Source organism: Thalassospira australica, from assembly GCF_000763295.1.
Taxonomy (GTDB): Bacteria; Pseudomonadota; Alphaproteobacteria; order Rhodospirillales; family Thalassospiraceae; genus Thalassospira; species Thalassospira australica.
The window spans coordinates 186,900-203,517 of record NZ_JRJE01000003.1; the positions used below are offsets into that span (position 1 = coordinate 186,900).

General features: G+C 54.4%; 15 protein-coding genes and 1 other RNA gene. 4 read left to right on the plus strand and 12 right to left on the minus strand.

Annotation, left to right across the window (positions count from 1 at the left end):
- Positions 1-7 precede the first annotated feature (7 nt).
- From JF44_RS0102545 to JF44_RS0102580, 8 genes are all read right to left on the minus strand, one after another.
- On the minus strand, positions 8-988 hold the full coding sequence (locus tag JF44_RS0102545) for an energy transducer TonB (RefSeq protein ID WP_033067366.1): 981 nt from the start codon (positions 986-988) through the stop codon (positions 8-10).
- A 6-nt stretch (positions 989-994) separates the two neighbouring features.
- On the minus strand, positions 995-1,447 hold the full coding sequence (tolR, locus tag JF44_RS0102550; protein WP_033067367.1) for a protein TolR: 453 nt from the start codon (positions 1,445-1,447) through the stop codon (positions 995-997).
- A gap of 2 nt (positions 1,448-1,449) precedes the next feature.
- Positions 1,450-2,181: a protein TolQ gene (gene tolQ, locus JF44_RS0102555; RefSeq protein WP_052065386.1), complete on the minus strand. Its 732-nt coding sequence runs from the start codon at positions 2,179-2,181 to the stop codon at positions 1,450-1,452.
- Between the two features lie 7 nt (positions 2,182-2,188).
- The gene (locus JF44_RS0102560; protein WP_033067368.1) at positions 2,189-2,650 is read right to left on the minus strand and encodes a YbgC/FadM family acyl-CoA thioesterase; all 462 of its coding nucleotides are present in this window, start codon (positions 2,648-2,650) and stop codon (positions 2,189-2,191) included.
- Positions 2,650-3,717: a Holliday junction branch migration DNA helicase RuvB gene (ruvB, locus tag JF44_RS0102565; protein WP_033067369.1), complete on the minus strand. Its 1,068-nt coding sequence runs from the start codon at positions 3,715-3,717 to the stop codon at positions 2,650-2,652. Before ruvB ends, JF44_RS0102560 begins: the two co-directional genes overlap by 1 nt.
- On the minus strand, positions 3,714-4,409 hold the full coding sequence (ruvA, locus tag JF44_RS0102570; protein ID WP_033067370.1) for a Holliday junction branch migration protein RuvA: 696 nt from the start codon (positions 4,407-4,409) through the stop codon (positions 3,714-3,716). The genes ruvB and ruvA overlap by 4 nt, the downstream gene beginning before the upstream one ends.
- Positions 4,406-4,936, minus strand: coding sequence for a crossover junction endodeoxyribonuclease RuvC (gene ruvC, locus JF44_RS0102575; protein ID WP_033067371.1), 531 nt, complete (start codon positions 4,934-4,936; stop codon positions 4,406-4,408). Before ruvC ends, ruvA begins: the two co-directional genes overlap by 4 nt.
- A gap of 82 nt (positions 4,937-5,018) precedes the next feature.
- A complete protein-coding gene (locus JF44_RS0102580) occupies positions 5,019-5,765 on the minus strand; it encodes a YebC/PmpR family DNA-binding transcriptional regulator (RefSeq protein ID WP_033067372.1) in 747 nt (248 codons plus the stop codon).
- 461 nt (positions 5,766-6,226) lie between these two features.
- Between JF44_RS0102580 and JF44_RS19800 the strand changes: the two genes are divergently transcribed.
- Both JF44_RS19800 and JF44_RS19805 read left to right on the plus strand, forming a co-directional pair.
- Positions 6,227-8,401, plus strand: a complete 2,175-nt coding sequence (locus tag JF44_RS19800) for a HAMP domain-containing methyl-accepting chemotaxis protein (protein ID WP_081944311.1) — start codon at positions 6,227-6,229, stop codon at positions 8,399-8,401.
- A gap of 379 nt (positions 8,402-8,780) precedes the next feature.
- A complete protein-coding gene (locus JF44_RS19805) occupies positions 8,781-11,018 on the plus strand; it encodes a methyl-accepting chemotaxis protein (RefSeq protein ID WP_052065390.1) in 2,238 nt (745 codons plus the stop codon).
- 97 nt (positions 11,019-11,115) lie between these two features.
- On the opposite strand, the gene JF44_RS0102595 is transcribed toward JF44_RS19805, so the two are convergent.
- The 4 genes from JF44_RS0102595 to JF44_RS0102605 form a co-directional block, all read right to left on the minus strand.
- Complete coding sequence (locus JF44_RS0102595; RefSeq protein ID WP_033067373.1) at positions 11,116-11,931, minus strand: TIGR00282 family metallophosphoesterase; 816 nt, start codon at positions 11,929-11,931, stop codon at positions 11,116-11,118.
- A 172-nt stretch (positions 11,932-12,103) separates the two neighbouring features.
- A non-coding RNA gene (gene ssrS / locus JF44_RS20080) (6S RNA) lies at positions 12,104-12,264 on the minus strand.
- Between the two features lie 171 nt (positions 12,265-12,435).
- Positions 12,436-12,774, minus strand: coding sequence for a cell division protein ZapA (locus tag JF44_RS0102600; protein ID WP_033067374.1), 339 nt, complete (start codon positions 12,772-12,774; stop codon positions 12,436-12,438).
- 3 nt (positions 12,775-12,777) lie between these two features.
- Positions 12,778-13,044: a hypothetical protein gene (locus JF44_RS0102605; protein WP_033067375.1), complete on the minus strand. Its 267-nt coding sequence runs from the start codon at positions 13,042-13,044 to the stop codon at positions 12,778-12,780.
- 386 nt (positions 13,045-13,430) lie between these two features.
- Between JF44_RS0102605 and tkt the strand changes: the two genes are divergently transcribed.
- Entirely contained in the window at positions 13,431-15,413 is a 1,983-nt protein-coding gene (tkt, locus tag JF44_RS0102615) for a transketolase (RefSeq protein WP_033067377.1), read from the plus strand.
- A 113-nt stretch (positions 15,414-15,526) separates the two neighbouring features.
- A complete protein-coding gene (gene gap / locus JF44_RS0102620; RefSeq protein WP_033067378.1) occupies positions 15,527-16,534 on the plus strand; it encodes a type I glyceraldehyde-3-phosphate dehydrogenase in 1,008 nt (335 codons plus the stop codon).
- The last annotated feature ends 84 nt before the right edge of the window (positions 16,535-16,618 follow it).

A 16,618-nucleotide genomic window follows, 5' to 3' on the forward strand; every position in this document is an offset into this window, starting at 1 on the left:
TTGTAAGTTAAAGGCCCAGCATTTCACGCATGTCAAAATTAAACGTGAATGTGCGCCACATTTCATATTTATCCAGCGGCAGTTTTAGAGGACTGCATTGCGGATTTAGCACTGCTCGCAGGGCACTTTCCGCAATCGTGCGGCGAGAAGCGTCGCCCTGAATTTCGTTCAGGTTGCTAATGCGCGCCTGTCGGACCGTGCCGTCCGGATTTGCGCTGACGTGAATTTCCACTGCAAACTGACCAGCTTCCTTCGCACCAGCCGGCGGGCTCCAGCATCGTTCAATCTGACGTTTGACCGCATCAAGTTCGCTCATGGTCAGATTGGCGTCCAGTCGGGTTGCGACAACCTCGCTGGCATTTTCCTCTGGGGCTTCGTCGGGCTGCGGTTCCGGTGTAGCTTCCGCCGTTTCCTTAAGCTTGCTGACGTCCTTGAGAACGCTCATGAGGTCGCGTTTCTTTGGTTCTTCCTTTTTCGGCTCCGGCTTTTTAACCGGTTCCGGTTTGGGTGGCGTCGGCTTGCTTGTCGGTTTTACTGCCGCCAGTTCGGTTGGCTGCGGTTCTGGTTCTGGTTCTGGCTCGGGCTTTGGCTCCGGCTCTTTTTTGACTTCGGGCACAGGCACCGGTTCGGGCTTGGGCGCAGGCTTCGGTTCCGGTTTTGGTTCGGGTTTCGGCTCTGGCTTGGGCTCGGGTTTGGGTTCCGGCTTTGGCTCTGGCTTCGGCTCAGGCTTGGGTTCCGGTTTCGGTTCCGGCTTGGGCTCTGGTTTTGGCTTTGGTTCCGGTTTGGGCGTTGGTTTTGGTTCCTCTTTCGGCTCGGGCTTTGGCAAAGCCTTTGTCGGGGCGGCAGAAAATTCATCTACCGTCACGACTTCGACCGAAATGGACTGCAAATCCAGCGGTGTTTCATCAAACAGGTCAGGCAGGCCAAGCCACGCCACCAGAAACAGGGCACCGTGCAAGCCAAGCGATATGAGAGCGTAGCGCAACATAGTCGGTTACGAATCCCTTGCGGGCAGTTCGGCGATCAGGGCCACCTTGGTAAAACCGGCATCCTTGATCAGCCCCATGACTTCCATCACCCGGCCATAATCAATCGCCTTGTCACCGCGAACGAAGATACGGGTATCGGCCTTGTTTTCCGTAATGGCCGCCAGTTTCTCCGTCAGGGTGCTCTGGGCGATCTCGCTATCCATAATATAGATCGTGCCTTCGGCAGACACCGACACCACAAGCGGTTCATCCTGCCCGGTCATTGGCGCGGCACTGGTTTCCGGCAGATCGACCTCAACCCCGACAGTCATCAAGGGGGCCGCAACCATAAAGATCACAAGAAGAACCAGCATCACGTCCACCATCGGCGTGACGTTGATGTCGCTCATGGCAGCGCGCCGGTTATTGCGGCGACCGCGTCGGCGTCCTCCGCCCGATTTGGCTAGCTGTGCGCCCATGGTCAGTCTCTCGAATCGTCAAGTTGGCGCGAAAGGATAGAGCTGAACTCGTCCACGAAAGCTTCGAGGCGGTTGCTGTAACGGTTCAGGTCGCTTGAAATCTTGTTATAGGCAACCACGGCCGGAATCGCGGCGACAAGGCCCATGGCGGTTGCAAACAGCGCCTCGGCGATGCCCGGCGCAACAACCGCAAGCGATGTATTCTTCGATGCGGCAATCGACTGGAACGACACCATGATGCCCCAGACCGTGCCAAACAGCCCGACAAACGGTGCGGTCGACCCCACAGATGCCAGGAAGGTCATATAACGTTCCACCCGGTCCATTTCGCGGCCCAGCGTGATTTCCATCGATTTTTCAAGACGCTGCTGCATGCGCGCACGCATGGTATCGCCGTGAACGCCCTTGGCGTTTGATCGGCGCCATTCACGCATGGCTGAAACGAAGATGGCTGACATCGGATCACGCGGCTGATCGGCGATCCGGTCATAGAGGTCTTCCAGCGACCCGCCCGACCAGAAGGCTTCTTCGAAGGTGTGTGCCTGAGCGCGCAGCTTGCGCAGGCGCAGAATCTTTTCGATAACGATGGCCCATACCCAGACAGAAGCCAGCAAAAGCCCGATCATCACTGTTTTGACGACCAGTCCAGCCTGCATGAAAAGTCCCCACAGAGACATGTCATGTGCCATGACCGACTGCCCCAGCGTTACCGCGTCGACCACTTGATTTTCCATATTCCCGTCAGTCCTTGTTCACATCCAGATATCGACTAAATACTGTTCTTAATTCTTCTGGCAGTCTTTGTGCCCGAAGTTCATCCAGCGACATGCAGGCGAGATAAATCTCGATCACCACCAGTTCGTCGCCATCGCGCATGATCTTTTGTTCAAAACCAAGCGACGCGCCCCCAAGCTTTATCACCCGGCTTTCGACGGTCAGGCGATCTTCCAACTGTGCCGCACGACGAAAATCGAGCGTACAGTGTCGAACGGCTATGGCAACTTTGTGGCGTTCTGCAACATTTCGATTGGTAAAGCCCAACAGGTTAAGCATCGCTGAACGTGCGCGTTCGGCGAAAGCCAGATAATTGGCGTGATAGACGATGCCACCTGCATCGGTATCTTCGTAATAAACAATAAGCGGATAGATATGCCGATTGCCATCGAGCGTCCCCAACAGGGTATCGTGATCGGTGCGTGACATCAGGAATCGTTCCCCGATCCTTGTTGGGTGTCAAACAGATCCGACAGCGGCACCCCACCCGCTTCGCGTGGCGGTGTCAGACCAAGATGCTTGAACCCCTTAACGCCAAGCATCCGCCCACGCGGGGTCCGCTGGATCAAGCCCTGTTGCAGCAGGTAGGGTTCGATCACATCTTCGATGGTATCGCGTTCTTCGGAAAGGGCTGCGGCAAGTGTATCGACCCCGACCGGCCCACCGCCGTAGTTCCCGGCAATACAATTGAGGTAACGCCGATCCTGACTATCAAGGCCAAGATTATCGACCTCAAGCCGGGTCAGGGCCGCATCGGCAATAAATTTATCGACCGGTGATTTTTCTGCAACGGCAGCAAAGTCTCGCACACGGCGCAACAAACGCCCGGCAATACGCGGCGTCCCACGTGACCGGCGGGCGATTTCCATCGCGCCTTCTTCGGTCATGTCGAAATTCAAAAGCTTGGCACCGCGTGCAACAATGCTGACGAGTTCTTCTGGCTCGTAGAATCGCAAACGCAACGGAATGCCAAAGCGGTCGCGCAAAGGCGTTGTCAGCAGCCCGGAACGGGTTGTCGCACCAACAAGGGTAAAGGGCGGCAAATCAATCCGCACGGAACGCGCAGCCGGTCCTTCGCCAATGATCAGGTCAAGCTGGAAGTCTTCCATCGCCGGATAGAGGATTTCCTCAACCGCCGGATTAAGGCGATGAATTTCATCAATAAACAGAACATCACGCGGCTGAAGATTGGTCAGAAGGGCAGCAAGATCACCGGCCTTGGCCACCACCGGCCCGGATGTGGCGCGAAAACCGACGCCCAACTCGCTGGCAACAATTTGCGACAGCGTGGTTTTCCCCAATCCCGGCGGACCAAAGAACAGAACATGGTCCATTGCCTCTTCGCGTGAACGGGCGGCCTTGATAAAGACGTCAAGGTTTTCACGGACTTCTTTCTGACCGGTAAAATCATCCAGCCGACGCGGACGCAGTGATCCATCCTGCTGATCTTCATCACGGCGCTCGCCACTGAGCAGGCGGTCTTCTTCTTCGCTCACGCGCTAAGCTCCTTTAGTCCCAGGCGGATCAGGGTATCAATCGATTTGTCGTCACCGGCCTGCTGGGCAGCCTTGCCCACCGCACCGAATGCTTCGGAGCGGCCATAGCCAAGATTGACCAGTGCCGAAACGGCATCGGCCAAAACCGCGCCATCATCCACAACGGGTTCTGCCGGAACGGTATCAGCACTCGCATCCTTGGCGGGCCTGGCTGATTTTTTGGATTTTGCCGCCGGCTTTGCCGGTTCTTCGACCGGGCTTGCCGGGGCGGCAACCGGGCCAAGGTTAAGTTTGGCAGCCTTGTCTTTCAGCTCGCCCACAATGCGGGTTGCGACCTTTGGACCGATGCCCGGCGCACGACAAAGGGCCGTGGTATCCTGGGCGGCCAGCGCACGCAAAAGATCGGTCGGGGTCAGAACAGACAGCAAGGCCAGTGCGACTTTTGCGCCGACGCCCTGCACCGTGGTCAAAAGCGAAAACCACTGTTTTTCAGCATTATCAGCAAAGCCATACAGGTGAATATGATCTTCGCGGACATGGGTCTCGATCATCAGCCCGGCGTCCCCGCCCTTGGGCGGCAACATCGACAATGTCCGGCGGGAGGCAAAAACCAGATAGCCGACACCATTCACGTCGATAATGACGCTGTCTTCGCCGATGAAATCCACAATTCCGCGCAGTTTCGCGATCACCTGTATTTTCTCCCGTTTCGTGTTGGGTTCGCGGCCATGCTTTGGGCCAACGACCGGTTCCCGGCATGTTGCGCGTGGCAGATGGCAACCGCAAGAGCATCTGCGGCATCCGCCCCGGCAATTTCACATCCCGGAAGCAAGGTCGAAACCATCATTTCCACCTGCTGTTTGGCAGCATGCCCGGCACCCACCACAGTCTTTTTGACGGCATTGGGTGTATATTCCGTTACCGGAATGCCATTCCGTGCCGGTGCCAGCAGCGCAACCCCACGCGCCTGCCCCAGTTTAAGGGTCGAAACCGGATTTTTATTCACAAAGGTTTCTTCAACGGCCGCCTCATCAGGCGTCCAGATTTTAATCACCTCGATCAGCCCCGTATGAAGCTGGTCAAGACGTTCGGCCAGTGTCAGGGACTGTGTAGATGTAACGACACCGTTGGCGACATGGCGCATCCGGTTATCTTCGAGGTCGATCACGCCCCAGCCCGTCCGTTGAAGACCGGGATCAATCCCGAGAACTCTGACCACAGCGCGCCCCTAATTTCCAGAAACCAGATACAAAACACCCGCCATTCAAAAGCGAAAGGCGGGTGTTATCAAGAGTATTAAATTAGTTGTCCAAACCTGCGACGATTTCGTCGGTCCAATTGACGTTGGTCCAGACATTCTGAACGTCGTCATTGTCTTCAAGCACATCAACAAGCTTCATGATGCTTTGGGCCTGATCGACAGAAATGTCGGCCTCGGTCGTGGCACGGAAAACCATCTTGGCGCTTTCCGGATCGCCGAATTTTTCGGTCAGAACTTCGCGCACAGCGTTGAGGTCTTCAAGCTCGGTGTCGATGATGTGGTTTTGTTCATCAGACTCCGCATTGGCAGCACCCGCTTCAAGCGCAGCTTCAAAGATTTCGTCCGCATCCGCCTTGTCCGCCGGGTAAACGATTTCGCCCAGACGGTTGAACATGAAACCAACAGAACCGGTTTCGCCAAGGTTACCGCCGTGCTTGGTGAAGGCAGCACGAACTTCGGATGCGGTACGATTGCGGTTATCGGTCAGCGCTTCGACGATGACTGCAACACCGGCAGTACCGTAGCCCTCGTAGCGGACTTCTTCGTAGTTGTCGCCCTCGCCGGCACCGGTCGCCTTTTTGATCGCACGATCAATGTTGTCCTTGGGCATGTTCTGTGAACGGGCCGCAGCGATGGCAGCACGCAAACGCGGGTTGCTGTCGACATCGTCGCTGATCTTGGCTGCAACAGTGATTTCGCGCGCGAGTTTGGTGAAGATCTTGGCGCGCTTTTTATCCTGCGCACCTTTGCGGTGCATAATGTTCTTAAATTGGGAATGGCCGGCCATAACCTGTAACCTGTCGTCATTGAACTCGATATGGAACGGTATCAGAAGACACCATGCCGGTCATACGGGCGTCCCCTGACAGACCAGCCCGTCCGGGCATGTACAGGGTGAGAGATTCACATCTGCAACATCCACGAACGAAAATTTCGACCGCTCCTATAACCTGTTTACCCTGCAAGGTCCAGCGATGCTTGGCAACAGTCCATCGGGTCATGCCCGGCCACAGCAAAGATCGGGGATGAACCATATCCATTTTTTTCACATGACGCGGATAGGTGTTGCAGATGCCGAGATATTCTTTCATTAATAGACTGTGCAATAGTCACTAAACTAAAGAACAAGGCTCTTAGGGGAACAAATCCGCGCCAACCAGTAAGCTCATGCATGATCTTTTGGCGCAGCTAAAAATCTGAATGGACAAAGAAGCCAGTCGGGAACAGCCAGGAAAAAGGTTAGATAGAATGGGAACTAAATTCGGGGTCCAAAGCAAACTATTGATTTCGTTTGCTGTGGTAGGATTGATGGCAGTGGTTTCCGCTGTTGTCGGCGCGATATCATTCAACCAGTTCGGCCAGGCACTTACGACAATTACCGAAGAAAAACTTCCGCCCATTGCAGCAGCGCAATCGCTGGCAACGGGAAGCGCGGAAATTGTTGCAATTGCCCCACGAATTGTCGCCGCGGCCAATCCAGAAGAAGAACATGCCATCAATGACGAACTTGCCGTTCGCCTTGATGAGCTTGGCGCGTTGATTGCCGAGATCGAGAGCACCGGTTTCATGCCGGATGTCATCGCAAGCATCAAAGACAACCGCACACTTTTGCAAAGCAATCTGGAACAGCTTCATGCTGTGACACAGGAACGCTTCCAGATCAGCGCAGAAAAAGCTGAAAAGCTTGACGAATTCCAGGGTCTTGCAAAGCGCTATGCGGATACGCTGAAACCGGTTCTGTCCTATACGCAAAATGACATTTCACAAGGTGCCGAGTATGCCTCGTCCTTCACGGAAAATCCGTCGAAGATTTACGAAGAGGAAAAACAAGCCGTCCTTGAGGCCTTTCAGAAATTTTCCAACGCAATCGAAACCCGTAGCCCAATTCTTGAGATCGAACGTCTGGGATCTGCGGCATCGAATATGATTATTGCCAGCACGACGGAAACGCAGGCCGTACGCCTGTCGATCATTCCGGTGCGTATCCGTGGCACCTATTCCGATGCGCTCAGCAAACTTGATCAACTTGAAAATGATCGCCTCAAGGCATTTTACGTCGACCTGATCGGCAAAATGCAGAAACTTTCGATTGGTGACGGAAGCCTTCCGGACCTGCGTGGTCGGGAACTTGCGGCAACTGAAACCAGTCAGTCGCTTGTGGTGCAAAGTGCCCAATACGCCATTGCGATGCGCAATAGCGTTGCCGAACTGGTGGCGGGCCTTAATGCCGAAGTTGATGAGGCTGCTGCACAATCACGTGTGGTCGAGAAACAGGGTCTCGCGGCACTGGGTGTCGTGGCAATTGCCGCAATCCTGATTTCGCTTGCGATTTATGTTCTGTACGTTCGTGGTAACGTTCTGCGCCGTCTGGCCGGATTGCAGAAAACCATGGTCCAGCTTGCCGATGGCAACCTTGATGTAACCGTGCCTTCCAAGGGCAAGGACGAAATCAGTGCCATGGGCCGTGCGGTTGAGGTCTTTAAGGACAATGCCCTTAAGGTTCGCGGCATGCAGGCTGAAGAAGAACGTCTGAACCGTGAACGTAACGAAGCCCTGCGTGATGAGCTTCTTGGCCTTGCCGATACGCTTCAGAACGAAGTTGAAAGTGCCGTGAACGAGATTGCCGCACTTGGCAACCAGCTTCAGGGTGTTTCCGGTCAGATGACGTCAAGTGCTGAACTGGTTTCGGGTCAAACCGAAGAAGTTGCAAGTTCTGCACAGGAAGCGACCGGCAACGTGGAAACCGTTGCAGCCGCGACCGAGCAGCTTTCGGCATCGAACGCGGAAATCAACCGTCAGATGGCGGAATCGACCCGGATTTCCAACGATGCCTCGACCCGCGCACAGGAAACCAACGAACTGGTTCATAGCCTGTCGCAATCAGCTGATCGCATCGGTGAAGTGATCGCCCTGATCACCGACATTGCCGAGCAGACCAACCTGCTTGCACTGAACGCAACCATCGAGGCCGCGCGTGCTGGCGATGCGGGTAAAGGCTTTGCGGTTGTTGCCGCCGAAGTTAAAAACCTTGCCAACCAGACGGAAAAAGCCACCGAGGAAATTTCTGGCCAGATTTCAGGCATTCAGAAAGCAACCGGTGAATCCGTTAACGCGATCGGTGACATTGGCCGCATCATTGAGAACATCAATGAAATTGCCACCACCATCTCGGCTGCTGTTGAAGAACAGGGTGCTGCGACCGACGAGATCACCCGTAACGTTCGCGGTGCGGCGGATCGTACCCGTTCGGTGTCATCGTCGATCACGGAAGTTGCCAATGAAACCGGCAAAACCGGCGAACTTTCCGGTCAGGTTCTTGCAACCGCGCAAGAGGCATCCGAGAAGGTCGAAAACCTGCGTTCTCGGATCAATGGTATTCTTGATGATCTGCGCAAGCAGGCCCGTGATCGCGCCGCTTCCTGATCAACGCATCAGACCTCACGACAAGGCCCGCCATCTGGCGGGCCTTTTTTGTGGGCCCCCGAGAAATCGGGAACCGAATTTAGTCAGATAAATCAAATACAACGCGGGTTTCCTCAGCCATATCGATCGCAAAATTCTATACATGCGTATATACTTGTCGAAAATCCATGATTGAAATGCGGTTATTATGATATAGCTCGTTCTCATAATAATAAAACAAGCCCCACGCCTTATACCCGTTTGACCTGTTTGTTACAGGAAACGGGCATCCCCAAAATGTGGCTTGGCAGGGACAAAGACGTTCAAATGACACGATAACGTGCGTCGGCGCATCGCCATGCCGGCCATTCGGCTCTTTGATCTACGGGGAGACACAAATATGGGTTTTAGTTTTAAGCGCGGCAAGAAGCCGTCACCGTCGAACACCAAAAACACAAAAAAAGCAAACAAGACGGGACTGGGTGTCCGGGGAAGATTGGCTGGCGCCTTCTTTCTGGTTGGCCTGATTGCAATTCTTGCTGCTGCTGTATCGGTTTTCTCGTTTACCAAGTTCGGTAACGAGTTGGACCGGATTGCCTATGAGCAACTCCCCCCGATGTTTGCCGCCCAGCAGCTTGCGACAACCAGTGCAAAAATCGTCGCATCAGCACCGCGCATCATCGCTGCGTCCACACTTGAAGAAGAACAGGCGGTTAAAGACAATCTGGATGTACTGCTTAATACGCTAGGTGAAAATCTTGCGGTGCTTGACCAGTCCGGCCTGCCTGAAGAGACGCTTGCCGTGATTGAAGGCAACAGCCAGAAACTGGCCGCGGCGTTGCAGGAGCTTCATGACACGACAATCGAGCGGTTTGAAATAGCTGCTGAGCTTTCGAAATCCTTGTCGCAGTTTCAGCAGTTGACCGGCCGATATAACTCCATGATCCAGCCGATCCTGTCGGCATCCCAGACCAACATCACCGCCGTCACCAGTCAGGTTCATGACTTGCGTCAGTCAGGCGCATTCCTGACCCAGGAACAGGAAGATTCAATCAAGGGTCTTCTGTTCAAACTGGATGAATTGATGGCAGCCCGGGCACCGATCCTGCAGCTTGCAAACAATGGGGCTGAAATCAGCAACACGGTTTTGACCGCAGCCTCATCAGATGACCGCATGCAGCTTCGTATCATGGGGGTTCAGGTCCGTGGGGCGGTTGGTCTGGTTGGCAGTACGATCAACGAACTTGAGAATGAAAAGCTCAAGAAATTCTATAACGGCCTCCTTGGTGACATCAAAAAACTGTCGATGGGCCGCAACAGCATTTCATCGCTGCGCAGCAAGGAACTTAAACTTGCGGATGAACAGATCGACATCGTTGAAGACAGTGCTGAATTCGCAAGCTTGCTTGAAGATGAGGTCAACATGCTTGTTGCCGATCTTCAGTCCGGTGTTGACAGTTCCGCAGATGCTGCAAGCACACTGACCCAGCAAAGCTCGTTTGTTATGTATGCGGTTGGTGCTGCGGCGATTGTGATCCCGCTTCTGATCTATCTGGTGTATGTGCGTGGCAACTTGTTGCGTCGTTTGGCGGGCTTGCAGAAATCGATGATCTCGCTTGCGGGTGGCGATCTTGATGCAACCGTCCCGTCGGGTGGCAATGACGAAATTTCGGCCATGGGCCGTGCGGTTGATGTGTTTAAGGAAAACGCCATCAAGGTGCGGAACATGCAGGCCGAAGAAGAACAGCTTAACCGTGAACGCAACGAAGCACTGCGTGACGAATTGCTGTCACTTGCCGATACGCTTCAGGGCGAAGTTGAAAGTGCCGTGAATGAAATCGCGACCCTTGCCGAACAGCTTCAGGGCGTTTCGGGCCAGATGACCGATAGCGCCGAACTGGTATCGGGACAAAGCGACGAAGTGTCAAAATCGGCAGATGAAGCCACTGGCAATGTCGAAACAGTGGCATCCGCAACCGAGCAGCTTTCAAGTTCGAATGCAGAGATCAACCGTCAGATGGCGGAAACCACGCGCATTTCAAACGAAGCCGCACAGCGTGCCCAACACACCAACGAACTGGTCAACAGCCTGTCACAATCGGCCGGACGTATTGGCGAGGTGATCGCACTGATCACCGACATCGCCGAACAGACCAACCTTCTCGCGCTCAATGCAACGATTGAGGCTGCCCGTGCGGGTGATGCCGGCAAGGGCTTTGCCGTTGTCGCGGCCGAGGTCAAAAACCTTGCTAACCAGACCGAAAAGGCGACCGAGGAAATCTCAGGCCAGATCACCGGCATTCAGAAAGCCACCGGTGAATCGGTTACTGCCATAGGTGAAATTGGCTCGATCATTGATAGTCTCAATGAAATTGCCACCACCATCTCGGCTGCGGTTGAGGAACAGGGCGCTGCCACCGATGAAATCACGCGCAATGTGCGTGGGGCAGCAGATCGTACCCGTGCGGTGTCGGCATCAATTGCCGAAGTTGCCAATGAAACTGGCAGAACCGGTCAGTTGTCGGGTGAGGTTCTGACAACGTCACGATCGGCATCAGAGAAAGTTGGTGAAATGCGCACACGTATTTCCAGCATTCTCGATGATCTGCGCCAGCAGGCCCGTGATCGCGCTGCCTGATTGGTACGACACCACCAAGTAACACTGCCAAACGACAAAGGCCCGCCAAGATTGGCGGGCCTTTGTGTTTTTTTGGTCGCAAACAATGCGAACGTGCTTAGGCGCTGGGCCAGCTGCCTTTTAGTCGGCCACCGATGCGGACTGATTCAATGCGTTTGGCCAGACCTGTTTTGTCATCGGTTTCAACAAACACCCCACACACCGTTGCCGGGCCGTCTGCCGGTTCAAACCGGCCGGCGGGCATTTTGGTCAGGAATTTGCGGACCGAGTTTTCTTTTTTCATGCCGATCACGGAATCAAAATCGCCGCACATGCCAACATCGGTCTGATAGCCCGTCCCGTTTGGCAGGATTTGGGCATCGGCGGTTGGCACATGGGTATGCGTACCCAGAACAAGCGATGCCCGCCCGTCGCAATGATGACCAAATGCCATTTTTTCCGACGTGGTTTCCGCATGGAAATCAAGAATGATCGCATCGACATTCTTGCCAAGCTTGTGTTTGGAAAACAGCTTGTTGGCCCCTTGGAACGGACAGGATAACGGGTCCATAAACAGGCGGCCCATCATGTTGATCACACAGACCTTCTTGCCGGACTTGGTTTTGAATACGTAATCGCCATTGCCCGGCGTGCCATCAGGGAAATTCCAGGGGCGCAGCAATTTTTCGTCTTCATCGATATAGGCGATGATTTCGCGCTGATCCCAGACATGGTTGCCCGTGGTCAGAACATCGGCACCAGCAGCGTAGAATTCCTTGCAAATCTTTGCGGTAACGCCAAAGCCGTGTGCCGCGTTTTCGACATTCACCACAGCCATATCAACGGACAAACGATCACGCAGCATCGGCAGGGCTTCAAGCGCTGCTTTGCGACCGGTTTGCCCGAGAACGTCGCCGAGATGAAGTAAACGCATTGTGTTTCCTGTATTGTGTCAACCAAAGGCAGGCAGACAAGTTTTATCTAAAGCACCCTGCCCCGGGACGCAGTCATCGGCATCACACAATGGAAAAGGGAATTTCAGGGTCCAAACTCATTTACATAATCGGGTCGGTCATGTGAATGAGTTTGGACCCTAAGCAGAATAAACGGGAGCCACCACTGCCGTTGGCCATTTGGTAATTCCTCGTGACCTGCGAGTGCAGGTGGGCGCCGTATAACGAGACCACGGCCTCGACAGGGACAGCTCCCTAGAGAAATGAGCATCGGCCCCGGGAATTAGCGAACCTGACGAACAGGGCAGCCCCCTAGGTGCTGGGTTCTTGATCGCCGCGAACGGCGCATCGCAAACTGTCAGCGACCGGAACTTAGTCTTCGAACACCTGAATTTCAAGTAGATTGCATTTATTCGTCCCATACCGGGACCAGCCATGCAGCAGACGAATGACGGTTCATCAATCCCGCAGAGGTCGCGGGGCAATCAGTCCTTGGCGAGCTTGCCTGCGATGGCCTCAACCCTTTCAGCCATGGTTTCGATATTTTCTGCCATCGCATCACATTCGGCTGCGGACAAACTGCCTTCTTCGACAATCGGGGTTTGCGGATTATTGAGCTTTTCCTGGGCAGCCCCCAGTTCATCAGCAATCAAAAGACTGGTCATCACCAGCAGGCGCTGTTCACCGATCTGGCCAACCGCATCAGATATTTCACGAACGCGTTCATCAACATAGCCAGCGAGCGCGTGAATGCGATTTTCCTGTCCATCGTCACATGCGATGTCATAACTGCGGCCATTAATGCGAATGGAAACCTGTGCCATGAATTACGCCTGTTTCTTTACGGGGTCGTCATCAAGAACGAGTTTGAGCTGATCAACCGCGCCATCCAGACGGGTTGAGACAGTCTCTGTCGTGCGGCTAAGCCGATCATAATCTTCGCGGAGCGCAGAAAGCTGTCCGCGCAGGGCTTCAACTTCGGCGGTATCAGCGTTTGCATTCTGGCTTTTTGCTTCGATCGCCGACTCCGCAACCGTTTCCAAACGTTCCAATGCTGCTTTCAGTCGATCACTTGCCTGTTGCAACCGCGACATTATCCCTACCCGATTGTTTGCTGTTTTGCCCAAAACCGCAGACCGGAGTGGCCTGCACCGAATCATCACGTTCCATCTGAACGGTTGAAGATGTCATGATCATGGCTGATTTAACACCACAGATTCTGATCAACAACCGTTTTGCCTCATAGAGATCAACCAGAGATCAAAAAGCATAGGGCTGCGAAACTGTGACGGTCAACAGGCCCGGTTGCGATGATGTTAAAAAGCGGACTTTGTTTGCGAAGAATTCGGGAAACAAGGCAGATTTTCAACAGAAGCGGTTGACGTATGCCCCCTGTAAGGGCATCTTCCGCGCGAATTCCGTTCATAAATGGAAAAGTGTTTTCATCGCCCGACCGCGAAACCCCCAGGAACCGCATCACATGACGACGCAAGTAGAACACAACCGCATGGCCAATGCCATCCGCTTCCTTTCGGCCGAAGCTGTCGAAAAAGCCAAATCCGGACACCCGGGCATGCCGATGGGCATGGCAGACGTTGCGACTGTTCTTTATACCAAATTCTTGAAATTCGATCCGAAGCACCCGAACTGGCCGGACCGCGACCGTTTCATCCTGTCTGCTGGTCACGGTTCGATGCTTCTTTATTCTCTTCTGCACCTGACCGGGTATGAAGATTTCGATCTTGATCAGATCAAGAATTTCCGTCAGATGGGTTTCCGCACCGCGGGCCATCCGGAATTCGGCCACGGAGAAGGCATCGAAACCACCACTGGCCCGCTGGGTCAGGGTATTGCGACCTCGGTCGGTTTCGCCCTTGGCGAGCGCATCATGAATGCCCGCTTTGGCAACGATGTTGTTGACCACTTCACCTATGTGATTGCCGGTGACGGTTGCCTGATGGAAGGCATCTCGCAGGAAGCCATTTCGATGGCCGGTCACATGAAATTGTCGAAACTCATCGTTCTGTTCGATGACAACGGCATTTCGATTGATGGTCCGACCTCGCTTTCGACTTCGGAAGATCACAAGAAGCGCTTTGAAGCTGCTGGCTGGGACGTTCAGGAAATTGACGGCCACGATCCGGCTGCGATTGAAGCCGCCATTGCCAAAGCAAAAACCACCAACACCCCATCCATGATCGCGTGCAAAACCGAGATCGGTTTTGGTGCGCCGACCAAAGGTGGCACCGCGGCAACGCATGGCGCCCCGCTGGGTGCTGAAGAACTTGCTGGCATGCGCGAGAAACTTGGCTGGACGGCCGAGCCGTTTGAAATCCCGGCTGACATCCGTGACGCATGGCTTGCAGCAGGCTCACGTGGTGCCGAGGACTTCAATGCTTGGGGTAGCCGTTTCGAAGGTCTTGATGCAGGTCTGAAGGACGAGTTCGAGCGCCGCATCGAAGGCAAGCTTCCGGAAAACTGGATCGAAGCATTCAACGACTATAAAAAGCAGATCACCGCTGACCTGCCGAAAGTCGCGACCCGTAAAGCATCCCAGAACGTTCTTGAAGTTCTGACCAAGGCAATTCCGGAGATGATCGGTGGTTCTGCCGATTTGACCGGCTCGAACAACACCAAAACCGGCGTTCAGGCACCGATCACCGCCGAAGGCGGTTATGAAGGTGCGTATATCTATTACGGTATCCGTGAACACGGCATGGCAGCAGCCATGAACGGTTTGGCGCTGCATGGCGGCGTTCTGCCGTATGGTGGTACATTCCTGGTCTTTACCGACTATTGCCGCCCGTCGATCCGCCTGTCGGCGCTGATGAACCAGCGCGTTGTTTACGTCATGACCCATGATTCCATCGGTCTTGGCGAAGACGGCCCGACCCACCAGCCGGTTGAACATGTCGCATCGCTGCGCGCAATGCCGAACGTGACGGTCATCCGTCCGGCCGATGCGGTTGAAACCGCCGAAGCATGGGCAATGTCGATCACCAATGAAAGCGGTCCGACCGTTCTGGCCCTGACCCGTCAGAACCTGCCGACGCTTCGTACCGAATATCGCGATGACAACCTTGTCGCACGCGGCGGTTATGTGATTTCCGATTGCGATGGCGATCGTCAGGTCACCCTGATTGCAACCGGTTCGGAAGTCGAGATTGCAGTTGATGCTCAGGCGAAGCTCAAAGCAGACGGCATCAATGCCGCTGTTGTGTCGCTGCCGAGTTGGGAACTGTTTGACGCCCAGTCGCCAGAATACCGCAAAGACGTTCTGGGCAGCGCACCGCGCGTTGCCATCGAAGCACTTTCGGTCTTTGGCTGGGAAAAATACGTTGGCGATAACGGCAAGGTTATCGGCATGCATGGATTTGGTGCCTCGGCACCTGCCCCGGTCCTTTACGAGCATTTCGGCATCACCGCCGACGCGCTGGTCAAAGCGGCCAAGGAACTGGTTTAAAATACCGGGCCGGATCGGTAACATACCGATCCGGCCTTTTTTCTATGGGTTTGAAACCCTAAGCCGTGATTGATACTCCCCAGGTAGCAATCATTATAATTTTGGAGGGATGAATGGCTATTCGCGTAGCGATTAATGGTTTTGGCCGTATCGGCCGTCTGGTTCTGCGTTCTATCGTTGAAAGCGGCCGCACCGACGTTGAAGTTGTTGCCATCAACGACCTGGGTGACGTCAACACCAACGCACATCTTCTGAAATATGATTCCGTTCATGGCGTTCTTGCCAATGACGTCAAAGCCGAAGGCGAGAACCTCGTCATTGACGGCAAGGCGATCAAGGTTTGTTCCGAACGCGACCCGGCGAACCTGCCGTGGGCAGCCCTTAACGTTGATGTTGCTTTTGAGTGCACCGGTATCTTCCTTGACGAAGCAGGTGCTGGCAAACATCTGACCGCAGGCGCAAAACGCGTTCTGATCTCTGCCCCGGCAAAGGGTGACATCAAGACCGTTGTTTACGGTGTTAACTCTGACACCCTGACTGCAGATGATGTCATTGTTTCGAACGCATCTTGCACGACGAACTGCCTTGCACCAGTTGCAGACGTTCTGAACAAGACCGTTGGTATCACCAAGGGCTTCATGACCACCGTTCACGCCTTCACCGGTGATCAGAACACCGTGGACAGCCTGCACAAAGACCTGCGCCGTGCGCGTTCGGCATCGCTTTCGATGATCCCGACCTCGACCGGTGCGGCAAAGGCTGTTGGTCTTGTTCTTCCGGAACTCAAAGGCAAGCTTGACGGTACTGCGATCCGCGTCCCGACCCCGAACGTCTCCATGGTTGACCTGACCTTTGTTGCGGGTCGTGACACCACGGTTGACGAAGTCAACGCGGCAATCAAAGAAGCGGCAAACGGCCCGCTTAAAGGCGTTCTTGGCGTTTGCGAAGCACCGCTGGTTTCGGTTGATTTCAACCACAACCCGAACAGCTCGACCTTTGATGCGACCCAGACCCAGGTCATGGACGGCAACTTCGTTCGTATCCTGTCCTGGTACGATAACGAGTGGGGCTTCTCCAACCGTATGAGCGACACTGCTGTCGCAATGGCGAAGTTCCTCTAAGCATCGCTTAGGTTAAAATTTCAAAGGTGCCCGAAGTATTCCTGCTTCGGGCACTTTTCTTTTGGCGGTCAATCCGTCACTCTT